Source organism: Pseudomonas sp. lyk4-R2A-8 (assembly GCF_030209095.1).
In the GTDB taxonomy this organism is placed as follows: domain Bacteria; phylum Pseudomonadota; class Gammaproteobacteria; order Pseudomonadales; family Pseudomonadaceae; genus Aquipseudomonas; species Aquipseudomonas quebecensis.
In genome coordinates, this window is sequence record NZ_JARVSS010000008.1 from 108,154 (window position 1) to 129,905 (window position 21,752).

At 62.1% G+C, this 21,752-nt stretch carries 19 protein-coding genes and 1 pseudogene; 6 read left to right on the forward strand and 14 right to left on the reverse strand.

From position 1 onward, the window contains the following. Positions 1–7 precede the first annotated feature (7 nt). Genes QRN10_RS08835 through QRN10_RS08845 form a run of 3 tightly spaced genes read left to right on the forward strand, consistent with a single transcriptional unit; the run spans position 8 to position 3,117 of the window. Positions 8–1,192 carry an acetyl-CoA C-acyltransferase gene (locus QRN10_RS08835; protein ID WP_181077648.1) on the forward strand — a complete coding sequence of 395 codons (1,185 nt, stop codon included), beginning with the start codon at positions 8–10 and terminating at the stop codon, positions 1,190–1,192. A gap of 12 nt (positions 1,193–1,204) precedes the next feature. Beyond that, positions 1,205–2,332: an acyl-CoA dehydrogenase gene (locus QRN10_RS08840; protein ID WP_181077646.1), complete on the forward strand. Its 1,128-nt coding sequence runs from the start codon at positions 1,205–1,207 to the stop codon at positions 2,330–2,332. An 11-nt stretch (positions 2,333–2,343) separates the two neighbouring features. After that, on the forward strand, positions 2,344–3,117 hold the full coding sequence (locus QRN10_RS08845) for an enoyl-CoA hydratase (protein WP_181077644.1): 774 nt from the start codon (positions 2,344–2,346) through the stop codon (positions 3,115–3,117). Between the two features lie 257 nt (positions 3,118–3,374). Here the strand turns inward: QRN10_RS08845 and QRN10_RS08850 are convergent, their stop codons facing one another. The 12 genes from QRN10_RS08850 to arnC form a co-directional block, all read right to left on the reverse strand. After that, positions 3,375–4,526, reverse strand: a complete 1,152-nt coding sequence (locus QRN10_RS08850) for an acyl-CoA dehydrogenase family protein (RefSeq protein WP_253507719.1) — start codon at positions 4,524–4,526, stop codon at positions 3,375–3,377. A gap of 3 nt (positions 4,527–4,529) precedes the next feature. After that, positions 4,530–5,633, reverse strand: a complete 1,104-nt coding sequence (locus QRN10_RS08855) for an enoyl-CoA hydratase/isomerase family protein (protein ID WP_181079421.1) — start codon at positions 5,631–5,633, stop codon at positions 4,530–4,532. Between the two features lie 165 nt (positions 5,634–5,798). Then, positions 5,799–6,509, reverse strand: a complete 711-nt coding sequence (locus QRN10_RS08860; protein ID WP_253507713.1) for an HPP family protein — start codon at positions 6,507–6,509, stop codon at positions 5,799–5,801. Between the two features lie 170 nt (positions 6,510–6,679). Continuing rightward, the gene (locus QRN10_RS08865) at positions 6,680–6,913 is read right to left on the reverse strand and encodes a type VI secretion system contractile sheath small subunit (protein ID WP_370694729.1); all 234 of its coding nucleotides are present in this window, start codon (positions 6,911–6,913) and stop codon (positions 6,680–6,682) included. A gap of 206 nt (positions 6,914–7,119) precedes the next feature. Further along, on the reverse strand, positions 7,120–8,742 hold the full coding sequence (locus QRN10_RS08870) for an ArnT family glycosyltransferase (RefSeq protein ID WP_285428214.1): 1,623 nt from the start codon (positions 8,740–8,742) through the stop codon (positions 7,120–7,122). Positions 8,743–8,745: 3 nt separating this feature from the next. Then, the gene (locus QRN10_RS08875) at positions 8,746–10,125 is read right to left on the reverse strand and encodes a UDP-glucose dehydrogenase family protein (RefSeq protein ID WP_181079426.1); all 1,380 of its coding nucleotides are present in this window, start codon (positions 10,123–10,125) and stop codon (positions 8,746–8,748) included. Beyond that, a complete protein-coding gene (arnF, locus tag QRN10_RS08880; protein WP_253507706.1) occupies positions 10,122–10,523 on the reverse strand; it encodes a 4-amino-4-deoxy-L-arabinose-phosphoundecaprenol flippase subunit ArnF in 402 nt (133 codons plus the stop codon). The genes QRN10_RS08875 and arnF overlap by 4 nt, the downstream gene beginning before the upstream one ends. Beyond that, positions 10,520–10,867, reverse strand: a complete 348-nt coding sequence (gene arnE, locus QRN10_RS08885; protein WP_266249392.1) for a 4-amino-4-deoxy-L-arabinose-phosphoundecaprenol flippase subunit ArnE — start codon at positions 10,865–10,867, stop codon at positions 10,520–10,522. The genes arnF and arnE overlap by 4 nt, the downstream gene beginning before the upstream one ends. Beyond that, positions 10,864–12,519: a lipid IV(A) 4-amino-4-deoxy-L-arabinosyltransferase gene (gene arnT / locus QRN10_RS08890; protein ID WP_285428216.1), complete on the reverse strand. Its 1,656-nt coding sequence runs from the start codon at positions 12,517–12,519 to the stop codon at positions 10,864–10,866. Before arnT ends, arnE begins: the two co-directional genes overlap by 4 nt. Further along, positions 12,516–13,400 (reverse strand): 4-deoxy-4-formamido-L-arabinose-phosphoundecaprenol deformylase, encoded by an 885-nt coding sequence (gene arnD, locus QRN10_RS08895; RefSeq protein ID WP_266249390.1) that lies wholly within the window; start codon positions 13,398–13,400, stop codon positions 12,516–12,518. Before arnD ends, arnT begins: the two co-directional genes overlap by 4 nt. After that, positions 13,400–15,391 carry a bifunctional UDP-4-amino-4-deoxy-L-arabinose formyltransferase/UDP-glucuronic acid oxidase ArnA gene (gene arnA / locus QRN10_RS08900; RefSeq protein ID WP_285428217.1) on the reverse strand — a complete coding sequence of 664 codons (1,992 nt, stop codon included), beginning with the start codon at positions 15,389–15,391 and terminating at the stop codon, positions 13,400–13,402. The genes arnD and arnA overlap by 1 nt, the downstream gene beginning before the upstream one ends. Next, positions 15,388–16,419: an undecaprenyl-phosphate 4-deoxy-4-formamido-L-arabinose transferase gene (gene arnC / locus QRN10_RS08905; RefSeq protein WP_181079435.1), complete on the reverse strand. Its 1,032-nt coding sequence runs from the start codon at positions 16,417–16,419 to the stop codon at positions 15,388–15,390. Before arnC ends, arnA begins: the two co-directional genes overlap by 4 nt. A gap of 309 nt (positions 16,420–16,728) precedes the next feature. On the opposite strand from arnC, the gene QRN10_RS08910 reads away from it, so the two are divergent. Together QRN10_RS08910 and QRN10_RS08915 are read left to right on the forward strand one after the other, a co-directional pair. Then, positions 16,729–17,541, forward strand: coding sequence for a M949_RS01915 family surface polysaccharide biosynthesis protein (locus QRN10_RS08910; protein WP_181079437.1), 813 nt, complete (start codon positions 16,729–16,731; stop codon positions 17,539–17,541). 108 nt (positions 17,542–17,649) lie between these two features. After that, positions 17,650–18,564, forward strand: coding sequence for a site-specific integrase (locus QRN10_RS08915; RefSeq protein WP_285428219.1), 915 nt, complete (start codon positions 17,650–17,652; stop codon positions 18,562–18,564). Positions 18,565–18,570: 6 nt separating this feature from the next. Here the strand turns inward: QRN10_RS08915 and QRN10_RS08920 are convergent, their stop codons facing one another. Then, on the reverse strand, positions 18,571–19,428 hold the full coding sequence (locus QRN10_RS08920; RefSeq protein ID WP_181079440.1) for an SDR family oxidoreductase: 858 nt from the start codon (positions 19,426–19,428) through the stop codon (positions 18,571–18,573). Between the two features lie 100 nt (positions 19,429–19,528). After that, positions 19,529–20,737 carry a multidrug effflux MFS transporter gene (locus tag QRN10_RS08925; protein ID WP_285428220.1) on the reverse strand — a complete coding sequence of 403 codons (1,209 nt, stop codon included), beginning with the start codon at positions 20,735–20,737 and terminating at the stop codon, positions 19,529–19,531. Between the two features lie 158 nt (positions 20,738–20,895). Here QRN10_RS08925 and QRN10_RS25260 point away from each other — a divergent pair. Next, positions 20,896–21,651: pseudogene (locus tag QRN10_RS25260) on the forward strand (MCP four helix bundle domain-containing protein); the annotation flags it as partial. Positions 21,652–21,752 lie beyond the last annotated feature (101 nt).

A 21,752-nucleotide genomic window follows, 5' to 3' on the forward strand; every position in this document is an offset into this window, starting at 1 on the left:
ACAACCGATGAACGATCCGATTGTGATTGTCAGCGCCGCACGTACGCCCATGGGCGGGTTTCAGGGCGACCTCAAGGGCCTGACCGCGCCGCAGCTGGGCTCTGCGGCGATTCGCGCAGTGGTCGAGCGCGCCGGCATCGCCACCGATGCCGTGGATGAAGTGCTGTTCGGTTGCGTGCTGCCCGCCGGCCTCGGTCAGGCGCCGGCGCGCCAGGCGGCACTGGGCGCCGGGCTGGACAAGGGCACTCGCTGCACCACCCTCAACAAGATGTGCGGCTCGGGCATGGAGGCGACCATCCTGGCCCACGACTCGCTGGCGGCCGGCAGCGTCGACGTGGTGATCGCGGGGGGCATGGAGAGCATGTCCAACGCGCCGTATCTGCTGGACCGCGCCCGCAGCGGTTACCGCATGGGCCATGGCCGTGTGCTCGACCATATGTTCCTCGACGGCCTGGAGGATGCCTACGACAAAGGCCGCCTGATGGGCACCTTCGCCGAAGAGTGCGCCCTGCATAACGGCTTTACCCGTGAAGCCCAGGACGCCTTCGCCATCGCGTCCCTGGGCCGCGCCCAGGAGGCGATCAGCCACGGGCACTTTGCCGCCGAGATCGTGCCGGTCCAGGTCACGGTGGGCAAGGAACAGAAAACCATCCTGCACGACGAGCAACCGCCGAAGGCCAAATTGGACAAGATCGCCCAGTTGAAACCGGCGTTCCGCGAAGGCGGCACGGTGACGGCGGCCAACTCCAGCTCGATCTCCGACGGCGCGGCGGCGTTAATGCTGATGCGCGAGTCCGAGGCGCTCAAGCGTGGCCTCAAGCCGTTGGCGGTGATCCACGGGCACGCGGCCTTTGCCGATGAGCCTGGGTTGTTCCCGGTGGCGCCGGTGGGGGCGATTCGCAAGCTGATGAGCAAGACTGGCTGGACTCTGGACGAAGTCGATCTGTTTGAAATCAACGAAGCCTTTGCCGTGGTGACCCTGGTGACCATGAGCAAGCTGCAGATTGCGCATGCCAAGGTCAATATCCACGGTGGTGCCTGCGCGTTGGGGCACCCGATCGGCGCGTCCGGCGCGCGCATCCTCGTGACCCTGCTCGCAGCCCTGCGCCAAAAAGGCCTCAAGCGCGGCGTGGCCGCTATCTGCATCGGCGGTGGCGAAGCCACGGCCATGGCCGTCGAATGCCTGTATTAAGGACTCTGCACCATGCTGCCCAATGACGAACACCTGCAAATCAGCGATGCGGCCCGGCAATTTGCCCAGGAACGCCTCAAACCCTTCGCCGCCGAGTGGGACCGCGAGCACCGCTTTCCCAAAGAAGCCATCGGCGAGATGGCCGAGTTGGGCTTTTTCGGCATGCTGGTGCCGGAACAGTGGGGCGGTTGCGACACCGGTTACCTGGCCTACGCCATGGCCCTGGAAGAAATCGCCGCCGGTGACGGCGCCTGTTCCACCATCATGAGCGTGCATAACTCGGTGGGCTGCGTGCCGATCCTCAAGTTCGGCAACGATCAGCAAAAGGCCCGGTTTCTCACGCCTCTGGCCAGCGGCGCCATGCTCGGCGCGTTCGCCCTGACCGAACCCCAGGCCGGCTCGGATGCCAGCAGCCTGAAAACCCGCGCGCGCCTGGAGGGCGATCACTACGTGCTCAATGGCTGCAAACAGTTCATCACCTCCGGGCAGAACGCCGGGGTGGTGATTGTGTTTGCCGTAACCGACCCGGCGGCGGGCAAGCGTGGCATCAGCGCGTTTATCGTGCCGACGGACTCACCGGGCTACAGCGTGGCGCGAGTCGAGGACAAGCTCGGCCAGCATGCTTCCGACACCTGCCAGATTCTGTTCGAAGACCTGAAGGTGCCGCTGGCCAATCGCCTGGGGGAGGAGGGCGAGGGCTATAAAATCGCCCTGGCCAATCTTGAAGGCGGCCGCGTAGGTATCGCCGCACAAGCGGTGGGCATGGCCCGCGCTGCGTTTGAGGCGGCCCGCGACTATGCCCGCGAGCGCGAAAGCTTCGGCAAGGCGCTGATCGAACATCAGGCCGTGGCGTTTCGCCTGGCGGACATGGCCACGCAGATCGCGGTGGCGCGGCAGATGGTGCATTACGCCGCCGCCCTGCGTGACAGCGGCAAGCCGGCGCTGGTGGAGGCCTCGATGGCCAAGCTGTTCGCCTCGGAAATGGCTGAGAAAGTCTGTTCGGCCGCCTTGCAAACCCTCGGCGGTTACGGTTACCTGAGCGACTTTCCCCTGGAGCGCATCTATCGCGATGTGCGGGTCTGCCAGATTTACGAAGGCACCAGCGATATTCAACGCATGGTCATCTCACGCAATCTTTAAGGAGCCGATACATGAGTTACGAGACTATTTTGCTTGAGGTTCAAGGCCGGGTCGGTTTGATCACCCTGAACCGCCCGCAGGCGCTGAACGCGCTGAACGCACAGTTGGTAAGCGAGTTGAACCAGGCCCTGGATGGCCTGGAAGCCAATCCGGAAATCGGCTGCATCGTGCTGACCGGTTCGAAAAAGGCCTTCGCCGCCGGCGCCGATATCAAGGAAATGGCCGAGCTGACCTACCCGCAGATTTATATGGACGACCTGTTCAGCGACAGCGACCGCGTGGCCAACCGCCGCAAGCCGATCATCGCCGCCGTTAACGGCTTTGCCCTGGGTGGTGGCTGTGAGCTGGCGTTGATGTGCGACTTTATCCTGGCCGGCGACGGTGCCAAGTTCGGCCAGCCGGAAATCAATCTGGGAGTGCTGCCGGGCATGGGTGGTACTCAACGCCTGACCCGCGCGGTGGGCAAGGCCAAGGCCATGGAAATGTGCCTGACCGGCCGTTTTATCGATGCAGTGGAGGCCGAGCGCTGTGGCATCGTTGCACGTATCGTGCCGGCCGACGATTTGCTGGATGAGGCCTTGAAAGTCGCGACGCTGATTGCGGGCAAATCGGTGCCGATCAGCATGATGGTCAAGGAAAGCGTGAACCGTGCATTCGAAGTGAGCCTGTCCGAAGGCGTGCGCTTTGAGCGACGGGTATTCCATGCGGCCTTCGCGACGCAGGATCAGAAGGAAGGCATGGCGGCATTTGTGGCCAAACGCGCGCCGCAATTCAAGGACCAGTAAAAATGTGGGAGGGGGCTTGCCCCAATGCCGGTCAGTTAAGAGACGGAACGGGCAACCAGTAACCTGTGGCGAGCGGGCTTGCCCCGCGTTGGGCTGCGAAGCAGCCCCAAAACATAGTCCCGGAGCTGCCTGGCATACTGCGACGCTCCTATTGGGGCTGCTGCGCAGCCCAACGCGGGGCAAGCCCGCTCGCCACAGTTACAGTGTTCCTCCTTAACTGACTGGCATTGGGGCTTGCCCCCTCCCACATGGCGTATTTAGAACGGGTAGTTTTTCAGTTCGCGGGCGATGACCATCCGTTGAATCTCACTGGTCCCTTCATAAATCTGCGTGATTCGCGCATCCCGGTAGTAGCGCTCCACCGGGTAATCCTCCAGGTAACCGTACCCGCCATGGATCTGCATGGCCTGGGAACAGACCTTTTCGGCCATTTCCGAGGCGAATAGCTTGGCCTGGGACGCTTCCGACAGGCAGGGCTTGCCGGCGCTGCGCAGGCGCGCGGCGTGCAGAATCAACAGGCGCGCGGCGTTGAGGCGGGTCTGCATGTCCGCCAGCAGATTGGCCACGCTCTGGTGCTCGATAATTGCCTTGTCGAACTGCACGCGCTCACGGGCGTAAGTCAGCGCCGCTTCGAATGCCGCACGGGCGATGCCCAGGGCCTGGGCGGCGATGCCGATACGGCCGCCTTCGAGGTTGGACAACGCAATGGCCAGGCCTTTGCCGCGCTCGCCGAGCAGGTTGGCTTCGGGCACGCTGCAGTGGTTGAGGGTGACGGCGCAGGTATCGGAGGCGCGTATGCCCATTTTGTGCTCGGTGCGGTCCACCACGAAGCCCGGCGTGTCGGTGGGCACCAGGAACGCGGAAATGCCTTTTTTGCCCAGCGCCGGGTCGGTCACCGCAAACACGATGGCCAATTTGGCCCGCTTGCCGTTGCTGACGAATTGCTTGGCGCCATTGATCACCCATTGGCCGTCGCGCAGCTCGGCACGGGTACGCAGGTTGTGCGCTTCCGAGCCGGCCTGGGGTTCGGTCAGGCAAAAGCAGCCAATCGCCTGGCCGCTGGCCAGTTGGGCGAGCCAGGTTTGTTTCTGCTGCTCGCTGCCGTAGTTGAGGATCGGCCCGCAACCCACTGAATTGTGAATACTCATCAGTGCGCCAGTGGCGCCATCCCCTGCCGATATCTCTTCCACGGCCAGGGCGTAGGCCACGTAATCGACGTAGGTGCCGCCCCATTCTTCGGGCACGACCATGCCGAGCAGGCCCAATTCGCCCATTTTCGCCACGAGGCCATCGTCGATCCAGCCGGCTTTCTCCCAGGCCTGGGCGTGGGGGGCGATTTCACCGCGGGCAAAGTCGCGCGCCATGTCGCGGATCATCACTTGTTCTTCTGTGTATTCAATGTCTTGCATGAGTTATTTCGCAACCTGCTCGAAGTCGTGGAAGAAGCTGTCGACATGCGCGGCATCCAACGCCTGAAGCGTCGGCGGATGCCAGCGCGGGGACTTGTCCTTATCGATGATCAGGGCACGCACGCCCTCGATCAGGTCACCACGCTCGAACCACTGACGGTCCAGATGCAACTCCAGCGCGAAGCATTGTTCCAACCGCAGACGGCGGCCACGGCGCAGCATCTGCAGGGTTACGGCCATGGCCAGGGGGGAACGGGTCTGCATCAGGTGCACGGTGTTCAACGCCCACTCGTGGCTGTCGGCCACGGTGACGGCCTGCAATTGCTCGACGATGCTTGGGATATCGGGCAGGGCGAAGAAATGGTCAATGGCCGGACGCAGCGCCGCCAGCGGCGCGTCCGGCAGCCGTTGCACGGCAAGCTTGGCTAACACGCCTTGCAGGTCTTTGAGCGGCGCGTCATGCCATTGCAGGCGGTCGAGTTTCTGGTCGAGCTCGGCAAGCCTGGCGCTGTCCAGGTACCAATTTGCCAGGCCGCAGTAGAGTGCATCCGCCGCGCGGATCTGCACCCCGGTCACGCCGAGGTAAATGCCCAGCTCCCCGGGAATACGCGGCAGAAAGTAGCTGCCGCCCACATCCGGGAAGTAACCGATCGCCACCTCCGGCATTGCCAGGCGGCTGCGCTCGGTGACTACGCGCAGGTCTGCGCCTTGCACCAGCCCCATGCCGCCGCCCAACACAAAGCCATCCATTAAGGCCAACACCGGTTTGCGGTAATGGTGGATGGCCAGGTCGAGCGCATATTCTTCGACGAAAAAATCCTGGTGCAGGGTGTCGCCGCTTTTGAAACTGTCGTAGAGGGAGCGAATATCGCCGCCGGCACAGAAGGCTTTGTCGCCAGCGCCGCGCAGGACCACGGCATGGACCTCGGGATCGTCCGCCCAGGCCTGCAATTGCCGGGTCATGTGGCGGACCATGTCGAGGGTAATGGCATTGAGACCGGCGGGACGGTTGAGGGTAAGGTGCCCGATATGGTTACGAACCTCGGCGAGCACCTCGTCCTGAGGCGCATCAGCCCGGCTTGCTTCGGATGAAACCTGAGCAGTCATCTCTAACTCCCTGCTTTTATTGTTCTTTATCAAGAGGTCCGCAGACGGACCATCCCGCGATCCTACCAGCGCAAATTTGCCCAGTACAACCGTGAATCCTGCAGGTCGTTCCTGCATTTATGCACACGCCGGGAGGGCGGGACAGCCCGCCCGACGTTATGCCCGTCAGGGCACACGGCTGGCCAGTACCTGGCCGATGCTGCGGCGCCGTGCGTGAACTTGCGCAGCGTGAATCAACTGCTCCAGCTCGGTGGGAGCCACGTCATAGAATTGCTCCATTTCAGCCAGTGCCAGCTTCAGGTCGGCAGCGGTGACGGCGGCATCGCGTGTGGCATTCGGGTCGGGCAGGATCGCTGCGGGTGCCTCCACCGCACCCTTGGGATAACGCGTGCGCGTGGCGTTATTGTAGGCCAGCGCGCAGCAGAGCAAGGCACCGGCGCCCATCAGCACCGCGCCGAGCTCCTGCCAGCCAAGTGCCGCAGAGGCCGGATCCGCCAGCACCAGCGTCATGGCCAGGCCACCCGCCGGCGGGTGCAGGCAGCGCAACCAGCACATCAGCACCACGCTCATGCCGGCCGCCAGGCAGGCGCCGCCGAGGGTGCGTCCCAGTACCCTTGCCACTAATAAGGCGACCACACCGGCGCACAGGTAACTGCCGATGATCGACCAGGGTTGCGCCAACGCACCGGACGACACGGCGAACAGCAGCACCGCTGACGCCCCCAACGGGCCGAGCAGGTGCAACGCGACATCCATGCCAAAGACTTGGGCGCACAGCCAGACACTGAACAGGGTGCCCAGCGCCATGCCGATGGCGGCGCGGCTCCATTCCGAAGGGCGGGTGTTGATAGCAGCGGGGAACCAGCGAGCAAGCATTGATGAGATCCATAAACGGCGGGCAAAAAAAAGACTCGTCTGGTCACCCGGAAAAGTCTTTGGACGCTCCTGCCGCTGGGCAGGAACGCGAGCAGTGTGCCGTGGGGCTTCGTTCAGCGCCAATGCATATTAATGAGGGTTAAATACAAAAAAATTGGATTGAAGCGGTGTCAGCCGAACGGAATCGAACAGATGACACTGGCCAGCGGCGTATTGCGTTCACCCAGTACGCGGCTGTCGGTTTCTTCGTTGAAGAGCCGTTTGCGCAGACATTCCTGCAGGGCGGGTTCACTGGCCAGAGGGCCTTTGAGGGCGACGAGGGCGTCGCGCAGTTCCATCAGTCGATCCAGGGGCGGCACGGGCAGGGGGCCGACATGCAGTTCATTGCAAATATCGTATGGCACGGCATTTTCCTCTCATGAAGTAAACCACGGCAGTGGTTGCGGCCTATAGCGTCCTTGTTGTTATCCATGGCCTGTGGCGGTAAATGATTACCGCCATTGGTCACGGAGTTTACAGTCGCGTTTCAGGCGCGGGAAAGGGAAAAGACAGCAGTCATTACGCATAGCTGCGTAGGACGTTTCTGCACTCGCGGCCTTTGTGTAAAGGTTCACAATGCCGACGGTTTACTCAGGTGCAGCAGCACATAAGGGTTGCGGTCGAACTCCCCGGTGAGCGTCGGGGTAAGATCGCGAAAACGCGGGTCCTGCAACCCTTCGAAGTCCGCCTGGCTCATCACCAGCCAGGCCGGCCCCTGCAGCGGCGCCAGGTCGGAGGCTTGCTGGGTAAACAATGGCACTTGGTCGCAATCGAGGTTAACCATGTACTTGATCGCTTTGGCGTCTTTGCCCAGGCCGTGCAATACCACCGGCGCACGCGCTTGCATCACCTGCTCGTGCACCTGGAGGGTAAAGGTGCGCGTGTCGTAGAGGCTGCGCTCCAACGGCTCGACCACCAGGATATATGTGGCCCACACCGCCAGTACGGCGGTCAGTGCCGGACCCGTCGCGCGCAGGCGCGCCTTGAGCAAGCCCAGCACCGCCAGCACCTGCAATGCCGCCAGTAAGCTGATTATCGGCATCAGATGGCCCAATGGCTCGGGGTAGCGCGCACGCATGAACACCAGCCCGGCGATCAGCAGCACGGGCAACAGCGTCCAGAGACCCAGCATGAAGCCCCGCAACCAGGCAAACGCCCGCCCTTGGGTCACGTAAAAAGGGTACGCCGCGATAATCGCCGCCATGGGCAACATAGGCAGCACGTAGCGCGCCTTTTTCGCCTGGGGAATCGACAAGCCCAGCAGCACCAGCAGGGCGGCGGCAGCGCAATAACCCACCAGTTTCAAGCCCGGCTGCGGCGTCTGCCTCCCGCCCAGGGCTACCGCCAGCAGTACCAGCCATGCCATCGGGTAGGCCAGGGCGTAATTGCCCAGCGAGCTGGAGAAGTAATACAACGCACCGCTGGACCCTTCGCTGCCATCCATGCGCCCCAGAAACTGCATGCGGATCACGTCCTGCATGAAGGTCTCGCCGCCGCTGAGCTTGGCCAGCAACAGCAACAGGCCCACGCAGGCCACCAGCAACGCCAGCGCCAGAAAGCCAAAGCTGAACAGCTGACGCCATTGGCGATTGATCAGGTAGTAACTGCAGAGTACGCCTGTGGGCACCACCAGGCCGATCGGCCCGCGCACTGCAAACCCCACGATCAAAAGCAGGTACACCCAGTGCAGGCGCTTGCCCGCGTCGAAGTGATCATGGGCGTAACCGAGGTAGAACACTGCCAATGTGACTGCGGCGAGCATCTGGTCCAGGGACACCGCGCGGGTTTCGCTGATAAAGGTGCTGCTGAGCAGCAACAGCGCAACGCTCAGCAAACCCCAACGTTGGGAGTACGGGGCGGTCAAGCGATAGATCAGGGTCACGATCAGCGCCGAGGCCATCGCCGTGGGCAGCCAGGCGGTAAAGCTGCTGACGTGTCCCAGCGGCAACGACAGCAGCCACGTGAGCAGCGTCGAGGTCGCCAGGTAATCGGCGTAGGGCTGGCCATAGGTGGTGGGAAAAAAGCTCGGCCCATGCCGCAGCATTTCCTGGGCAAACACCACAAAGCGCGAATCGAAACCGATGATCGCCTGGTTCCAGTTACCGGCAATGAACAACAGCAGGCCCAACAGCCCCAACACCAGGGATTGGCGGCGAACCGTGGCATTGAGCAGGGGCGATCGGGTTTTGTTCACGTCTCAGGCTTCCACGACCTGCGGCACCCACTGTTGCTGGGGAATCGGCAATTGGCAGGAGTCGCCACGGCCCATCGGGAAGTATTGGAAGCCTTTGCGCGCCAGGCGCTCACCGTCGTAGAGGTTGCGGCCGTCGAAAATCACCGGCGTTTTCAGGCGCTGGTGGATCAGGTCGAAGTCCGGCGCCTTGAATTGCTGCCACTCGGTGCACACGATCAGCGCATCGGCGCCCACCAGGGTGGACTCGGGCGTGCCCATCAGCATCAGGCGGGTCTCATCGGCATAGATGCGCTGGGTTTCCTGCATGGCCTCGGGGTCGAAGGCGCGCACATCGGCCCCGGCGTCCCACAGGGCTTCCATCAACACGCGGCTGGGGGCGTCGCGCATGTCATCGGTGTTGGGTTTGAAGGCCAGGCCCCACAGGGCGAAGGTCTTGCCGCGCAGGTTGCCTTTGAAGAACGCGTTGATACGCTCGAACAGCTTGCTCTTCTGACGCTGGTTGATCGCTTCGACGGCTTCCAGCAGGTCGCTGGAGCAGTTGGCCTGCTTGGCACTGTGGATCAGCGCGCGCATGTCTTTGGGGAAGCACGAGCCTCCATAGCCGCAACCGGGGTAGATAAAGTGGTAGCCGATGCGCGAATCGGCGCCGATGCCCAGGCGCACGGCTTCAATGTCGGCGCCCAAGTGTTCGGCCAGCTCGGCGATCTGGTTGATAAAGCTGATCTTGGTGGCCAGCATGCAGTTGGCGGCGTATTTGGTCAGCTCGGCGCTGCGCAGGTCCATGAAGATAATGCGGTCATGGTTGCGGTTGAACGGTGCGTACAGATCGCGCATGACCTCGCGCACTTCTTCGCGCTCGCAGCCGATGATGATGCGGTCCGGCCGGCGGCAGTCGGCAACCGCCGAGCCTTCCTTGAGGAATTCGGGGTTGGAGACGATATCGAACGCCAGGCTGCGGCCGGCCAGGTGCAAGGCTTTGTCGATATGAGCGCGCAGGGTGTCGCCGGTGCCCACGGGCACGGTGGATTTTTCCACCAGAATGACCGGCTCGATCCGATGGCGAGCCACGGCATCGCCGACCGATAGCACGTATTTCAGATCCGCCGAACCGTCTTCATCCGACGGCGTGCCCACCGCGATGAAGAGCACCTCACCGTGCTCGACGGCGAGTTTCTCGTCATAGGTAAAGTGCAATCGCCCGCTTTCGAGGTTCTCCTTGACCATGGCGGCCAGCCCCGGCTCGAAGATACTCACATGGCCCTGCTGCAGCAGCTTGACCTTGTTTTGATCGACATCCATGCAGATGACATCGTGACCGACTTCGGCCAATACGGTGGCCTGTACCAGGCCGACGTAACCACTACCAAATACGCTGATTTTCATGGGGCATTCCTGGGACTTGTAGAGCGAGCACGACGAGAGTTGATAACCAGCACACCCAGGATGACAAATGCCACCCCGAGAGTTTTCGAAAGCGAAAAATGTTCGTTGAACACCGGCAGGCCGGCCGCCAGCAGGTACACCAGCGCGTAGCTGATGCTCAGCAGCGAATAGGCCCGACCCAGCGGCAGGTGCTTGAGGGCCACCAACCAGCAAAGCATCGACAGGGCGTAGGCACAGATCGCCAGAACCACCACCCCGAGGGCTGCAAGATCGATCTGCGCATTGAGCCATTCATGGGGCAACGGTAAACGCGTCATGCTCCAACGCATGCCCAACTGCGCCGCGCTGACCAGGCCCACGCTGCCCAAGGCCAGGGCAAACCCGCGCGCCCGGCTCATACCTGACGCCCCAGCAACACTACGCCGGCAATCACCAGCGCGACGCCCAGCCAATGCCGCGCGTCGATGGGCTCTTTGAACACAAAGCGCGCCACCAGGGTGACCAAGACAAAATTCAGGCTGAGCATCGGGTAAGCGATGCCCACCTCAAGGCGCTGCAATACGAGCAGCCATACCAACAGTCCGAAGCCCAGGCACAGCAGGGCCGACCACAGCCACGGCGAACGTAGCTTCAGCGCCCAGCCGTCGGGCAATTCTCGCCAGCTTTCCACGGCAAACTTCTGCGAGACCTGGCCCATGCAGGTGAGCAGGCAGGCGCTGAGTAACAGAAGCAGGGTGATCATTGCGCGACCTGCGGGAAGATCAGGATCACGATATTGCCCTGCGCATACCGCTGGCCGTCTGCGGGCAGCAGGGCGAGTTCTTCCTTCTCACCCTGGCTATTGACGCGCATCACCACGCCCACGGGGCCGCTGCGACGGGTTTGGGCCATCCAGGCCTGGATCTGATTGCGGTCGACCAGACGGTGAGCGGTGTCCGCATAAGCCAGGCCGTATTTCACCTCGCCAGAGGTGTTGTACAGCGTGATGTCGGGCCGTTTCAGTCGCCATGACAACGCCGCGGAGGCGCCCAGGTCGTTGCTCAACAGCGCAATGGAAGGCTTGAGTTCTTCGGCATGATCGATGATGAACTGGTCCGGGGTCTTGTTATAAACCACCGAATGGGGCAATGCGGCGGGCACCAGCGCAACCAGCAGGCCGCTGCCGATCAGCGGTGCGGCCCACAGCGTCGCCGGGCGTACCGCTTGCAGCAGGTTAACCAGGACCCAGCCGGCCAGGCAGGTGAATACCAGCACCAGGCTAAGGGCTTCATCACCCTGTACGTACACCGACTTCTTCAGTTGGAACCAACCGAGCGCCAATAGGGCAAGCACGCCGATCACCATGTTCAGCCACCCGTTGATGCGTACCACGCGGTCACGGCCTTGAGCGAGTTTGTCGCTCAAGGTAGAGCCCATCAGCAAAGCCAGGGGCAGCAGGCACGGCATGATGTACGCAGGCAGTTTGCCTTTGGCCAGGCTGAAGAATGCCAGGGGCATCAATAGCCACAGCAGCAAGTACGCGGTGTCCGGCAGGCGCCGGTCCTGCCACGCCTGTTTGAGGCTGGACGGCAGCAGGGCAACCCAGGGCAGCGTGAACGCCACCAGCAAGGGCAGGTAATACCAGAACGGCTCGGCGTGTTGCGCGTCTTCGCCGGCAAAGCGTTGGATATGCTCGTGCCAAAAGAAAAAGTGCCAGTAATCCGGCTCTTGCAGGTGCACGGTCAAGGCCCATGGCAGGCTGACCAGCATCGCCGCAGCCACGGCCACCGGGCCGAACTTGAACAATTCCATCGAGCGTTTCTGCCAGACGGCGTAGGGCAGGGCGATCAATACCGGCAGTAACCAGGCCAGAAAGCCCTTGGTCATGAAACCCATGCCACAGGCCACGCCCAGCAAGGCCCAGGACCACAGCCTGGCACGCGGCGTGCGGCTGGCGAAGCAGAACCACAGGGCTACGCCCGTCAGGTTGACCCAGAAGGTGAACTGCGGGTCCAGATTGGCGTAGCCACCGAGCATCGCCACGCTGACGAAACTCATGTACAGCACAGTGCTGACCAGGCTTTTCTGCGGGTCGTTCCACAACCGGCGGGCCATCAGGTAAACCAGCAGGATACTCAAGCCGGTGCTCAAGGCCGACGCAAAACGCACGCCGAACAGGTTCTGCCCGAACATGGCCTGACCGAGCGCAATCATCCAGTAACCGGCGGCAGGTTTCTCGAAATAGCGGATACCCATAAAGTGCGGCGCGGCCCACTTGCCGGTCAGCAGCATTTCCTGACTGATCTGCGCATAGCGGGTTTCATCCGGAATCCACAGGCCGTGGGTGGCCAGCGGTAACAGGTAAAACACGCCAAACGCCAGCAGGAGCAAGGGCAATGCCCAACGGCGCGTCATGCCTGCTGCACTCCCAGCCAACCCTCGCGGCCACTCAACGCACCGCGCACCAGGTGTTGCTGGGGCAGGGTGGTGAGGTCCGTGGGCAACAAGTCGCCCAGCGGTGTGAAATCGATGCCGCGCTGCCCTGCCTGTGCGAGCAACCGGCGAAAATCTTGAGCCATCAGAATCCCTTCTACTTCTGCATGGATGGTATAGACGTTGAGCTTCGACGCCGTGAAGCGGTCAAGAATGAAGTTATTGAAATCCTTAGCGGCGACCACCGGCCCTACCACTTCGTCGAACGTCGGCAGGTCCACCGGAATTTGGGGCGTACCCGCGCTGCCGTCAGCCAATGTCGGCCGAAACAGGCTGGTGCCCCGGCAATCGCTGTTGTAGCGAAAGTTGAAACCTTGTTTGGCTTGCACGACGCGCTCATCGGCACGCCAGCCGGCCGCCGCTGAGCAGTCGATGCGCGCGCCGAGGATGTCGCTCAGGGTGTCCACGCCACGTCGAATCTGCTCGATCAACTGCGCCTCGCTCCAGCGCCCGGTGTTGGCCTGCCAGCCATGGTGATCCCAGGCGTGCAGGCCGACTTCATGCCCGGCGGCCTTGGCCTGGCGCATCAAGTGCCCCAGGTCGCGGCCGATCGGCTTGCCCGGCCAGGCGGTGCCCGCCAGCAGGATGTCCCAGCCATACAGGCCGGCGGCATTGGAGCGCAGCATCTTCCACAGAAATTGCGGGCGGATCAGGCGCCACAGGTGGCGCCCCATGTTGTCCGGCCCCACACTGAAGAAGAACGTCGCTTTCACCCCGGCTTCATCCAGGGATTCGAGCAACCGTGGCACGCCTTCGCGGGTGCCACGGTAGGTATCGACGTCGATGCGAAGACCTGCCTGCATCAGCGCTTGTCCGCCTGTTCGAGCATCGCTTCACGCAGGAAGAAATCCAGCGTGTTGCCGATGGTTTCGCTCATTTCCACGGTCGGTGCCCAGTTCAGCAGGCGCTTGGCGTTTTCGATGCTTGGCTTGCGGTGTGCCACATCCTGGTAACCGGTGCCGTAGAACGCCTTGCTCTCCACATCGCGGAACCCGGCGAACGGCGGGAAGTTGCCGCGCAGTGGGTGCGCTTCGAACTGGCGCAGCAGCTCTTCGCCCAGTTGGCGAATGCTGGCTTCGTTTTCCGGGTTGCCGATGTTGATGATCTGGCCGTTGCACGCGTCATTGTCGTTATCGATGATGCGCGCCAGGGCTTCGATACCGTCGGCGATGTCGGTGAAGCAGCGTTTCTGCTCGCCGCCGTCGAACAGGCGGATCGGCGTGCCTTCCACCAGGTTCAGGATCAGTTGGGTGATTGCTCGGGAGCTGCCGATACGCGCCGAATCCAGGCGGTCGAGGCGCGGGCCCATCCAGTTGAACGGACGGAACAGGGTGAAATTCAGGCCCTTGGCACCGTAGGCCCAGATCACGCGGTCCAGCAGTTGCTTGGAAACCGAGTAGATCCAGCGTTGCTTGTTGACCGGGCCGACCACCAGGTTGGAGGTGTCTTCGTCGAAATACTGATCCTGGCACATGCCATAGACTTCGGAGGTCGACGGGAAGATCACGCGCTTGTTGTACTTGACGCAGTAGCGTACCAGCTTGAGGTTTTCTTCGAAGTCCAGTTCGAACACGCGCAGCGGGTTGCGGGTGTATTCGATTGGCGTGGCGATGGCCACCAGCGGCAGGACCACGTCGCACTTCTTGATGTGGTACTCGATCCACTCGGTGTGGATGCTGATATCGCCTTCCACATAATGGAAGTTGGGGTGGCTGCGCAGACGCTCGATGGCGTCGGAACCGATGTCCAGGCCATAGACTTCATAACGGTCGTCGCGCAGTAGGCGCTCGGAGAGGTGGTTACCGATAAAGCCGTTCACACCGAGGATCAGCACGCGGGTACGGCGTGGCTTGCGGCCGGACTCGGCGCCACGCAGCACGGAGCCGTCCACCAGGCCCAATTCGTTAGCCAGGGAGGGCCCGGCCAGGTACAGGCCGTTGTCGTTGCGCTGGCCGAACTTGATCACCAGGGAATCTTCACCGCAGGCGATGCGCAGCGGGTTGACGCTGATCACGCGGCCGGGCGCCAGGCCTTCGTTGCCCTTGACCACGTCGGCCTGCCAGACGATCAGCTTGTGCTCGCCCACGGCGCAGAAGGCGCCCGGGTATGGCTGAGTGACCGCACGCACGAGGTTGAACAGTTCTTCAGCCGGTTTGTTCCACTCCAGCTTGCCGTCGGCGGCCGTGCGGCGACCAAAGCAGGTGGCCTGGCTTTCATCCTGGGCCGTTTCAGTCAGCTTGCCCGCGGCCAGTTGCGGCAGCGCATCGCGCAGCAGGTGGGTGGCGGCGTCACGCAGCTTGGCGTGCAGGGTCAGGCCGGTGTCGCTGCGCTCGATCACAACTTTGTGCTGAGCCAGGATCGCGCCGGCGTCGGCACGTTTGACCATGCGGTGCAGGGTCACGCCGGTTTCGGTTTCGCCGTTGACCAGCACCCAGTTGGCAGGCGCGCGGCCACGATACTTGGGCAGCAGCGAACCGTGCAGGTTGAACGCGCCTTTGCTCGCGGTGCCCAGCAGGGCTTCGCTCAGCAGGTTGCGGTAGTAGAACGAGAAAATGTAGTCCGGATTGAGTTTGGCGATGCGCTCGACCCACAGCGGGTGGTTGGCGTCTTCCGGAGCGTGCACGGGGATGCCGTTACGCGCGCACAACTGGGCCACGGAGCCGTAGAAGTTGTTTTCCTTGGGGTCATCGGCATGGGTGAACACGGCAGCGATGTCGTAACCGGCAGCGAGCAGCGCTTCGATGCCTGCACAACCAATATCGTGGTACGCGAATACAACGGCTTTTGAACTCATGACTGGACCTGATCGGAAGAAGTGGAAGTGTGGGAAGACGCCAGGCCGTCGACGACGACCACGGGTGCCGGTGCCGCCGGTTGGTTGCGCAGCACTTTTTCAATAAAGAAACGCGGGCGGGCGCGCACATCGCTGTACATACGGCCCAGGTATTCACCCAGCAGGCCCATGCCGATGAACTGGCCACCGGTGAACACGAACAGCACGGCAAACAGCACGAACAGACCGTCACCGGCCCAATCGGCGCCGAAGGCCAGGCGCATGACGATCAGGGCAAAGGCGAACAGCATGCCCAGGGCCGCCAGGCTGAAACCGACGATGGACAGCAGGCGCAGCGGGGTGGTGGTCATGCAGGTCAGCAGGTCGAACATCAGGCTGATCAGGCGCATGGCGCTGTATTTGGATTCGCCGTGCTCGCGCTCGGCGTGGTGCACCAGGATCTCGGTGGTGTGGCGGGCAAAGCCGTTGGCCAGGATCGGGATGAAGGTGCTGCGCTCGCGGCAGGCCAGCATGGCATCGACGATGGTGCGGCGATAGGCGCGCAGCATGCAGCCGTAGTCGGTCATGGCCACGCCGGTGGAGCGTTGCACGGCCAGATTGATCAGGCGCGAAGGCCAGCGGCGAAAGGCCGAGTCCTGGCGATTATTGCGCACGGTGGCAACCACGTCGTAGCCCAGGGCCGCTTGTTCCACCAGGCGCGGGATTTCTTCGGGCGGGTTCTGCAGGTCGGCGTCAAGGGTGATCACCACATCGCCCCGGCATTGCTCGAACCCGGCCATGATTGCCGCATGTTGGCCGTAATTACGGTTGAGGATCACCGCGACCACGTTGCTGCCATCCTCTGCGGCGGCGTCCTCGAGCAATTGCGCGGAGTTGTCGCGGCTACCGTCATCGACCAGGATGATTTCGTATGCGTAGGCCAGTTGCTTGCAGGCTGCCGTGGTGCGGCGCAGCAGCTCAGGCAGGCTGTCTTGTTCGTTGTAGACCGGGATAACGATCGACACGCACTGAATAGGGTAGGGTTTCAAAGATTCATGACCTCGGGGTTAGAGCGGCTTGGAGCGTGAAAACAGCAACGAAGCACGACGGGCGCGCTTTAGCGCACAGCTAAAGCTTAAGCACAATCAACAGGTTAACTGGCAAACCACGGATTGCCATGAAGTACTGCGTTTAAGGTTAAGCGGAAAAATGTGGAACGAATATGAAAGCCGGATGAAAAACTCGTTTATTTGACAGGTAGACAGCCAGGGTTCAGCTAGCCCCGCTGGATAAACAATCTTCTCTGCATCAACGCTCAAGTGCCGGTAAAGTAAGCCATCTCTTGCCAGGGTACTCGGATGAATAGCGTGCAGCTTTTACGCGGCCAATTGCGGCCAGTGTTGATGGGGTTGTTATTGAGCGTGGCCTGTATCGCCACAGTGCGGGCCGATGACGGCGTGGCGCTCACCAGCATCGACCAGGTGCCGGATGGCGTCGAAGTGCGCGGCAAGCAGATCGCTGCCTATACCTGGGATGACCAGCAGGGAAAAAACCTCCTGGTGCTGGCCGAACAGGTCAATGAGCGAGACGACGATGGCACCCAGACGGCTTTTGTCTACGCGGCCCAGTACCTGATCGACGGCAAGCGCCCCAAGCGCATATGGATGCTCTACGACGATGTGCAGCGCTGCCAGTTCGACGCGGCCCTGCGCTTTGATCGGACTGCCACCCGGGTTACCGACCTGAACGGTGACGGCCTTACCCAGACCATCGTCGGTTACTCGCTCACCTGCACCAGCGATGTCAGCCCGAATGAATTCAAGTTGATCATGCGCGTGGGCAAGTCGCAGAAATTCCGCCTGCGCGGCGTCGACCGTTACGGCGCGGCCTGGTGGGACGAAGAGGCCGGCGCATTGCGTGGCATGCCCTTGCCCAAGGACTGCAGCGTGGCCGCGCAGCAGGCGTTGGTCAGCCAGTACAAGGAGCAGGGCACCGAGCTGCCATTGCCGGGCTGTTACCGCGATGAGGACGATTTCGCCAAGGCGCCGGACGCCTACTTGCCCTACATGCGCAAGCACTGGTTCGCGCTGATGCAAAAACAGGACAGCGAGTGGAGCCAGGCCCAGACACAGGCGCCGGAGCCGACCGAGGATGAAGAAACCGTCCCGTGATTTTGTGCGAGGGCGAGTCCTGCGCTAGACTCAGCCCTCGCCAATTCACTGAATAGCTCGAACAAACAATGGTTTGCTCGCGTTATTTAATCCAAAGGCTGATTAGTTTTGACTGAGTCGCTGCGCAACCCTCTGACCCTCTACCTCACCCGCCTGGCACCTTCGAGCCAACTGACCATGCGCTATGTGCTGCAGGATGCCGCCGACCGCCTGGGCTTCGAGGACATCAACCTGGAAGATATCGACTGGCACCTGCTGCAGCCCGAGCACGTCATCTCCCTGGTGGCAGCGTTGCGCGAGGACGGCTACGCCCCGAACACATCGTCGCTGTACGTGAACGCGGTGCGCGGAGTGATGAATGAAGCCTGGCGCATGAGCCTGATCACCCAGGAACACCTGTTGAAGATGCGCACGGTCAAGGCTGCCGCCGGTACGCGCCTGGGCCAGGGCCGCAACCTGCGGCGCACATTGATCCGCGAACTGATGGAAGTCTGCGCCGCCGACCCACGCCCGCAGGGCCTGCGTGATGCCGCGGTGATCGGGATTCTCTACGGTTCAGGCATGCGCAAGTCGGAATCGGTCAACCTCGACCTTGCGCAGATCGACTTTACCGAGCGCAGTTTGCGGGTGATCGGCAAAGGCAACAGAGAACTGGTCAAATACGCCCCGGACTGGGCCTTTGCCAAATTGCAGGCATGGCTGGACTTTCGCCGCCAGCAACTCAAACCGGGCGAGCAGGACGACGACTTCCTGTTCAACCGTATTCGCCGAGGCAGCCATATCACTCGGGAACGTATCACCAAGCATGCGATTTACTACATTGCCCGTCAGCGCGGGGAGCAGGTGGGGGTGAAGATCATGCCCCACGACTTTCGTCGTTCATTCATCACGCGAGTGATTGAGGAGCATGACCTGTCAATCGCACAGAAACTGGCGCACCACACCAATATCCAGACCACCGCCAGCTATGACGTGCGCGACGACAATGAGCGGCGGCGGGCGGTGGATCGCTTTGACCTGTAGCGGCGGTCACAGAATCGGTTTGCCGCCTGTGACGGCATAGCGCGAGCCGGAAATGTAGCTGGCTTCGTCCGAGGCCAGCAGCACGTAGATCGGTGCCACTTCCACCGGCTGTCCGGGGCGGCCCAGCGGGGTTTCGCTGCCGAAGTTCTGCACGTCCTCATCGGTCATGGTCGCCACGATCAACGGGGTCCAGATCGGGCCAGGGGCGACACTGTTGACGCGAATCCCCTTGCTGCCGAGCATCTGCGCCAGGCCGCCGGTGAAGTTGGCAATTGCCCCTTTGGTGGCGGCGTAGGGCAGCAACGTCGGCTTGGGCATGTCGGAGTTGACCGACGTGGTGTTGATAATCGAACTGCCGGCCTTCATATGCGGCAGCGCGGCCTTGCAGATGCGAAACATCGCGGTGATGTTGATATCGAAAGTCTTGACCCATTCCTCGTCCTCGATTTCCTCGAGGGTTTCATGGCTCATTTGGAACGCTGCGTTGTTGACCAGCACGTCGATACGGCCGAACTGTTCGACGGTTTTGTCCACCAGCGCCTGGCACGTGGCTCTTTGCGCGATATCACCGGGCAGCAGCAGGCACTGGCGGCCGGATTCTTCGACCCAACGCGCGGTTTCCTTGGCGTCGTCATGCTCATCCAGGTAGGCGATGGCCACGTCGGCGCCTTCTCGGGCAAATGCGATAGCGACCGCACGGCCGATGCCGCTGTCGGCACCGGTGATCAGGGCGATCTTGTTGGCCAGGCGGCCGGAGCCCTTGTAGCTCTGTTCACCGCAGTCCGGGTACGGGTCCATTTTCTTCTGAGTGCCGGGCACGTTTTGCGCCTGGGGAGCGAAAGGTGGGCGTGGATAGTCAGTCATTTCCAATCTCCATAGGTTTCTAAAGGTGCTATGGGATTAGTAGTTTCATGGCCGGCGATAGTTGTAATGGATGCCGGCCAAGCCCGACGAATGGTACCGCTCAGGAGGAGGGTGGGGCGCTCGCCAAGTGCGGCGGCAAGCGGCGCAAGGTCCACAATACGGTGATCAGCGCCGCAACCGCACACAGCGCAATGCCGATCAGCATCGGCGCCGGGGTGTGATCGGCGAACACGCCTACCAGGCTCATGCACACTGCGCCCGTGATCATCTGAATCGCGCCGAGCAACGCCGAGGCCGAGCCCGCCACGGCGCCATGGTCTTCCATGGACAGCACGCCGGCCGCCGGCAGCAGCAGGCCGAGAAAACCGAAGCCGATAAACAGCAGGGACATCATCAACGCCAGGCTGCCGGACCACAGTGTGGTAACTGCCAGCAGGCTCATCACCACCGCCACGCCGATGACCGAGCCGCGAATCAACGGGGCCAGGCCAAAGCGTGCGCTGAGGCGCGCAGTCAGTTGGCTCATGGCGAAGAACGACGCGGCGTTGAGGGCGAATGCCAGGCTGAATTGGGTCGGCGTCAGGCCGAAGTGTTCTATGTACACGAACGGTGCGCTGCCGATAAACACAAAGAACGTGGCCAGCCCGAAGCCGCATACCACCGACAACCCCATGAACACCGGATCGCGCAGTAAGGCGCCGTAACTGCTGAACGCACCGGCCAGGGTCTTGCCCAGGCGCCGCTCGGCCGGGTGAGTTTCAGGCAGTTGTACAGCGGTCATCACCAGGCACAGCACGGCCACCACCGCGAGCACGGCGAACACTTCACGCCAGCTCCACAGCGCAATCACCAGGCTGCCGGCCAACGGCGCAAGGATCGGTGAAACACTCATTACCAGCATCAGCAGGGACATCAGCCGCGCCGCTTCGTGGCCGGTGTACAGGTCACGCACGATGGCACGCGGCACCACCATGCCGGCGCAGGCACCGAACGCCTGTACTGCGCGAAACGCGATCAGCACTTCGATCGTCGGCGCCAGCGCGCAACCGACGCTGCCCACGGCAAAAATCACCAGGCCGGCGTAAATCGGCGGTTTGCGCCCGAACACATCGCTGATCGGCCCGTAAAACAACTGGCACACGCCGATCACGATAAAGAACACCGTCAGGCTCATCTGCACCGCCGCCGGTGACGCTCGCAGGCTGGCGCCGAGGGTGGGCAGGGCGGGAAGGTAGCTGTCGATGGCGAATGGGCCGATGGCGGTAATCAATCCAAGCAGCAGGGCGAGATGGGCAATACGACGAGACATGGGGCGGTTCCGGGCCGAGCAAAGGCCGGCCAGCTTAAGGTATCCGCGCAGATACGCAAACTTAGGCTTCAATAACAGGAACGAGATGCCGATAACGGTACTAACGACGCTCAGGCGGTTGGCATTTCAACCGGCGTTCCAGGCACAGGGATACCCGCATGACGATCAAACTACGCTTGATGCTGTTGATTGGGACCGGATTGTTGACCGCCATGCTCATGAGCCTGGTCAGTTATCTGGGGAACGCACGGATGAGCGACGCTGTGCGCGACAATGAAGTCAGCATGACGGTACTGCGTAACCACATGGAAGCGGACATGATGCACGACGCACTGCGCGCCGATGTGTTGTCCGCCATGCTGGTGGGGCTGGGCAAGAGCACCAGCAGCAAGGACGACGTCAGCAGTTCGCTCAAGGAGCACGCGGAGCATTTTCGCCAGATGCTGGCGGAGAACCTCAAGCTGCCGTTGGACGAGACGCTTCGGACCAAGTTGGAAAGCACCAAGCCCGCGCTCGATACCTACATCAGCGCCGCCGAACGTATCGTCGCGCTGGCCCTGGATAACCCGGAAGCCGCTCGCGGTGAATTGGAGACGTTCAATAAGGCGTTCACTCAACTGGAAGATCAACTGGCGACGCTGAGCGAGCTGATCGAAAGCAATACCCAGCAGACCGGCGCCAGCACGCAACAGACCATCCGCAACGCCAATTTCACCCTGGGCATCGTACTGCTCGCCAGCTTGTTGCTGCTCCTGGCACAAGGCCGTTGGGTGATGCTGAGCATCATGGGCCCGTTGCAGTCCGCCAGCCGGATCGCCGCCGGCATCGCGCGGGGCAACTTGAGCGAAACCATCGCCGAGCCGCGGCGCAATGACGAAGCCAGTTCACTGATCCGCAGCCTGGCGACCATGCAGCGTGACCTGCGCGGCATGATTGATGTGGTGCGCAGCAATGCCCATGGCATCACGGGCGTCACCGAGCAACTGAGTCACGGTTGCCATGAAGTCGCCAACAG

Bases quoted from the DNA above. Each gene is read 5' to 3' on its own strand.
- QRN10_RS08855 (WP_181079421.1), bottom strand. From the start codon at position 5,633: ATGACTGCTCAGGTTTCATCCGAAGCAAGCCGGGCTGATGCGCCTCAG.
- arnA (WP_285428217.1), bottom strand. From the start codon at position 15,391: ATGAGTTCAAAAGCCGTTGTATTCGCGTACCACGATATTGGTTGTGCA.
- arnD (WP_266249390.1), bottom strand. From the start codon at position 13,400: ATGCAGGCAGGTCTTCGCATCGACGTCGATACCTACCGTGGCACCCGC.
- arnE (WP_266249392.1), bottom strand. From the start codon at position 10,867: ATGATCACCCTGCTTCTGTTACTCAGCGCCTGCCTGCTCACCTGCATG.
- QRN10_RS08840 (WP_181077646.1), top strand. From the start codon at position 1,205: ATGCTGCCCAATGACGAACACCTGCAAATCAGCGATGCGGCCCGGCAA.
- QRN10_RS08910 (WP_181079437.1), top strand. From the start codon at position 16,729: ATGAATAGCGTGCAGCTTTTACGCGGCCAATTGCGGCCAGTGTTGATG.
- QRN10_RS08850 (WP_253507719.1), bottom strand. From the start codon at position 4,526: ATGCAAGACATTGAATACACAGAAGAACAAGTGATGATCCGCGACATG.
- QRN10_RS08925 (WP_285428220.1), bottom strand. From the start codon at position 20,737: ATGTCTCGTCGTATTGCCCATCTCGCCCTGCTGCTTGGATTGATTACC.
- QRN10_RS08920 (WP_181079440.1), bottom strand. From the start codon at position 19,428: ATGACTGACTATCCACGCCCACCTTTCGCTCCCCAGGCGCAAAACGTG.
- QRN10_RS08860 (WP_253507713.1), bottom strand. From the start codon at position 6,509: ATGCTTGCTCGCTGGTTCCCCGCTGCTATCAACACCCGCCCTTCGGAA.
- QRN10_RS08835 (WP_181077648.1), top strand. From the start codon at position 8: ATGAACGATCCGATTGTGATTGTCAGCGCCGCACGTACGCCCATGGGC.
- QRN10_RS08875 (WP_181079426.1), bottom strand. From the start codon at position 10,125: ATGAAAATCAGCGTATTTGGTAGTGGTTACGTCGGCCTGGTACAGGCC.
- QRN10_RS08845 (WP_181077644.1), top strand. From the start codon at position 2,344: ATGAGTTACGAGACTATTTTGCTTGAGGTTCAAGGCCGGGTCGGTTTG.
- arnT (WP_285428216.1), bottom strand. From the start codon at position 12,519: ATGACGCGCCGTTGGGCATTGCCCTTGCTCCTGCTGGCGTTTGGCGTG.
- arnF (WP_253507706.1), bottom strand. From the start codon at position 10,523: ATGAGCCGGGCGCGCGGGTTTGCCCTGGCCTTGGGCAGCGTGGGCCTG.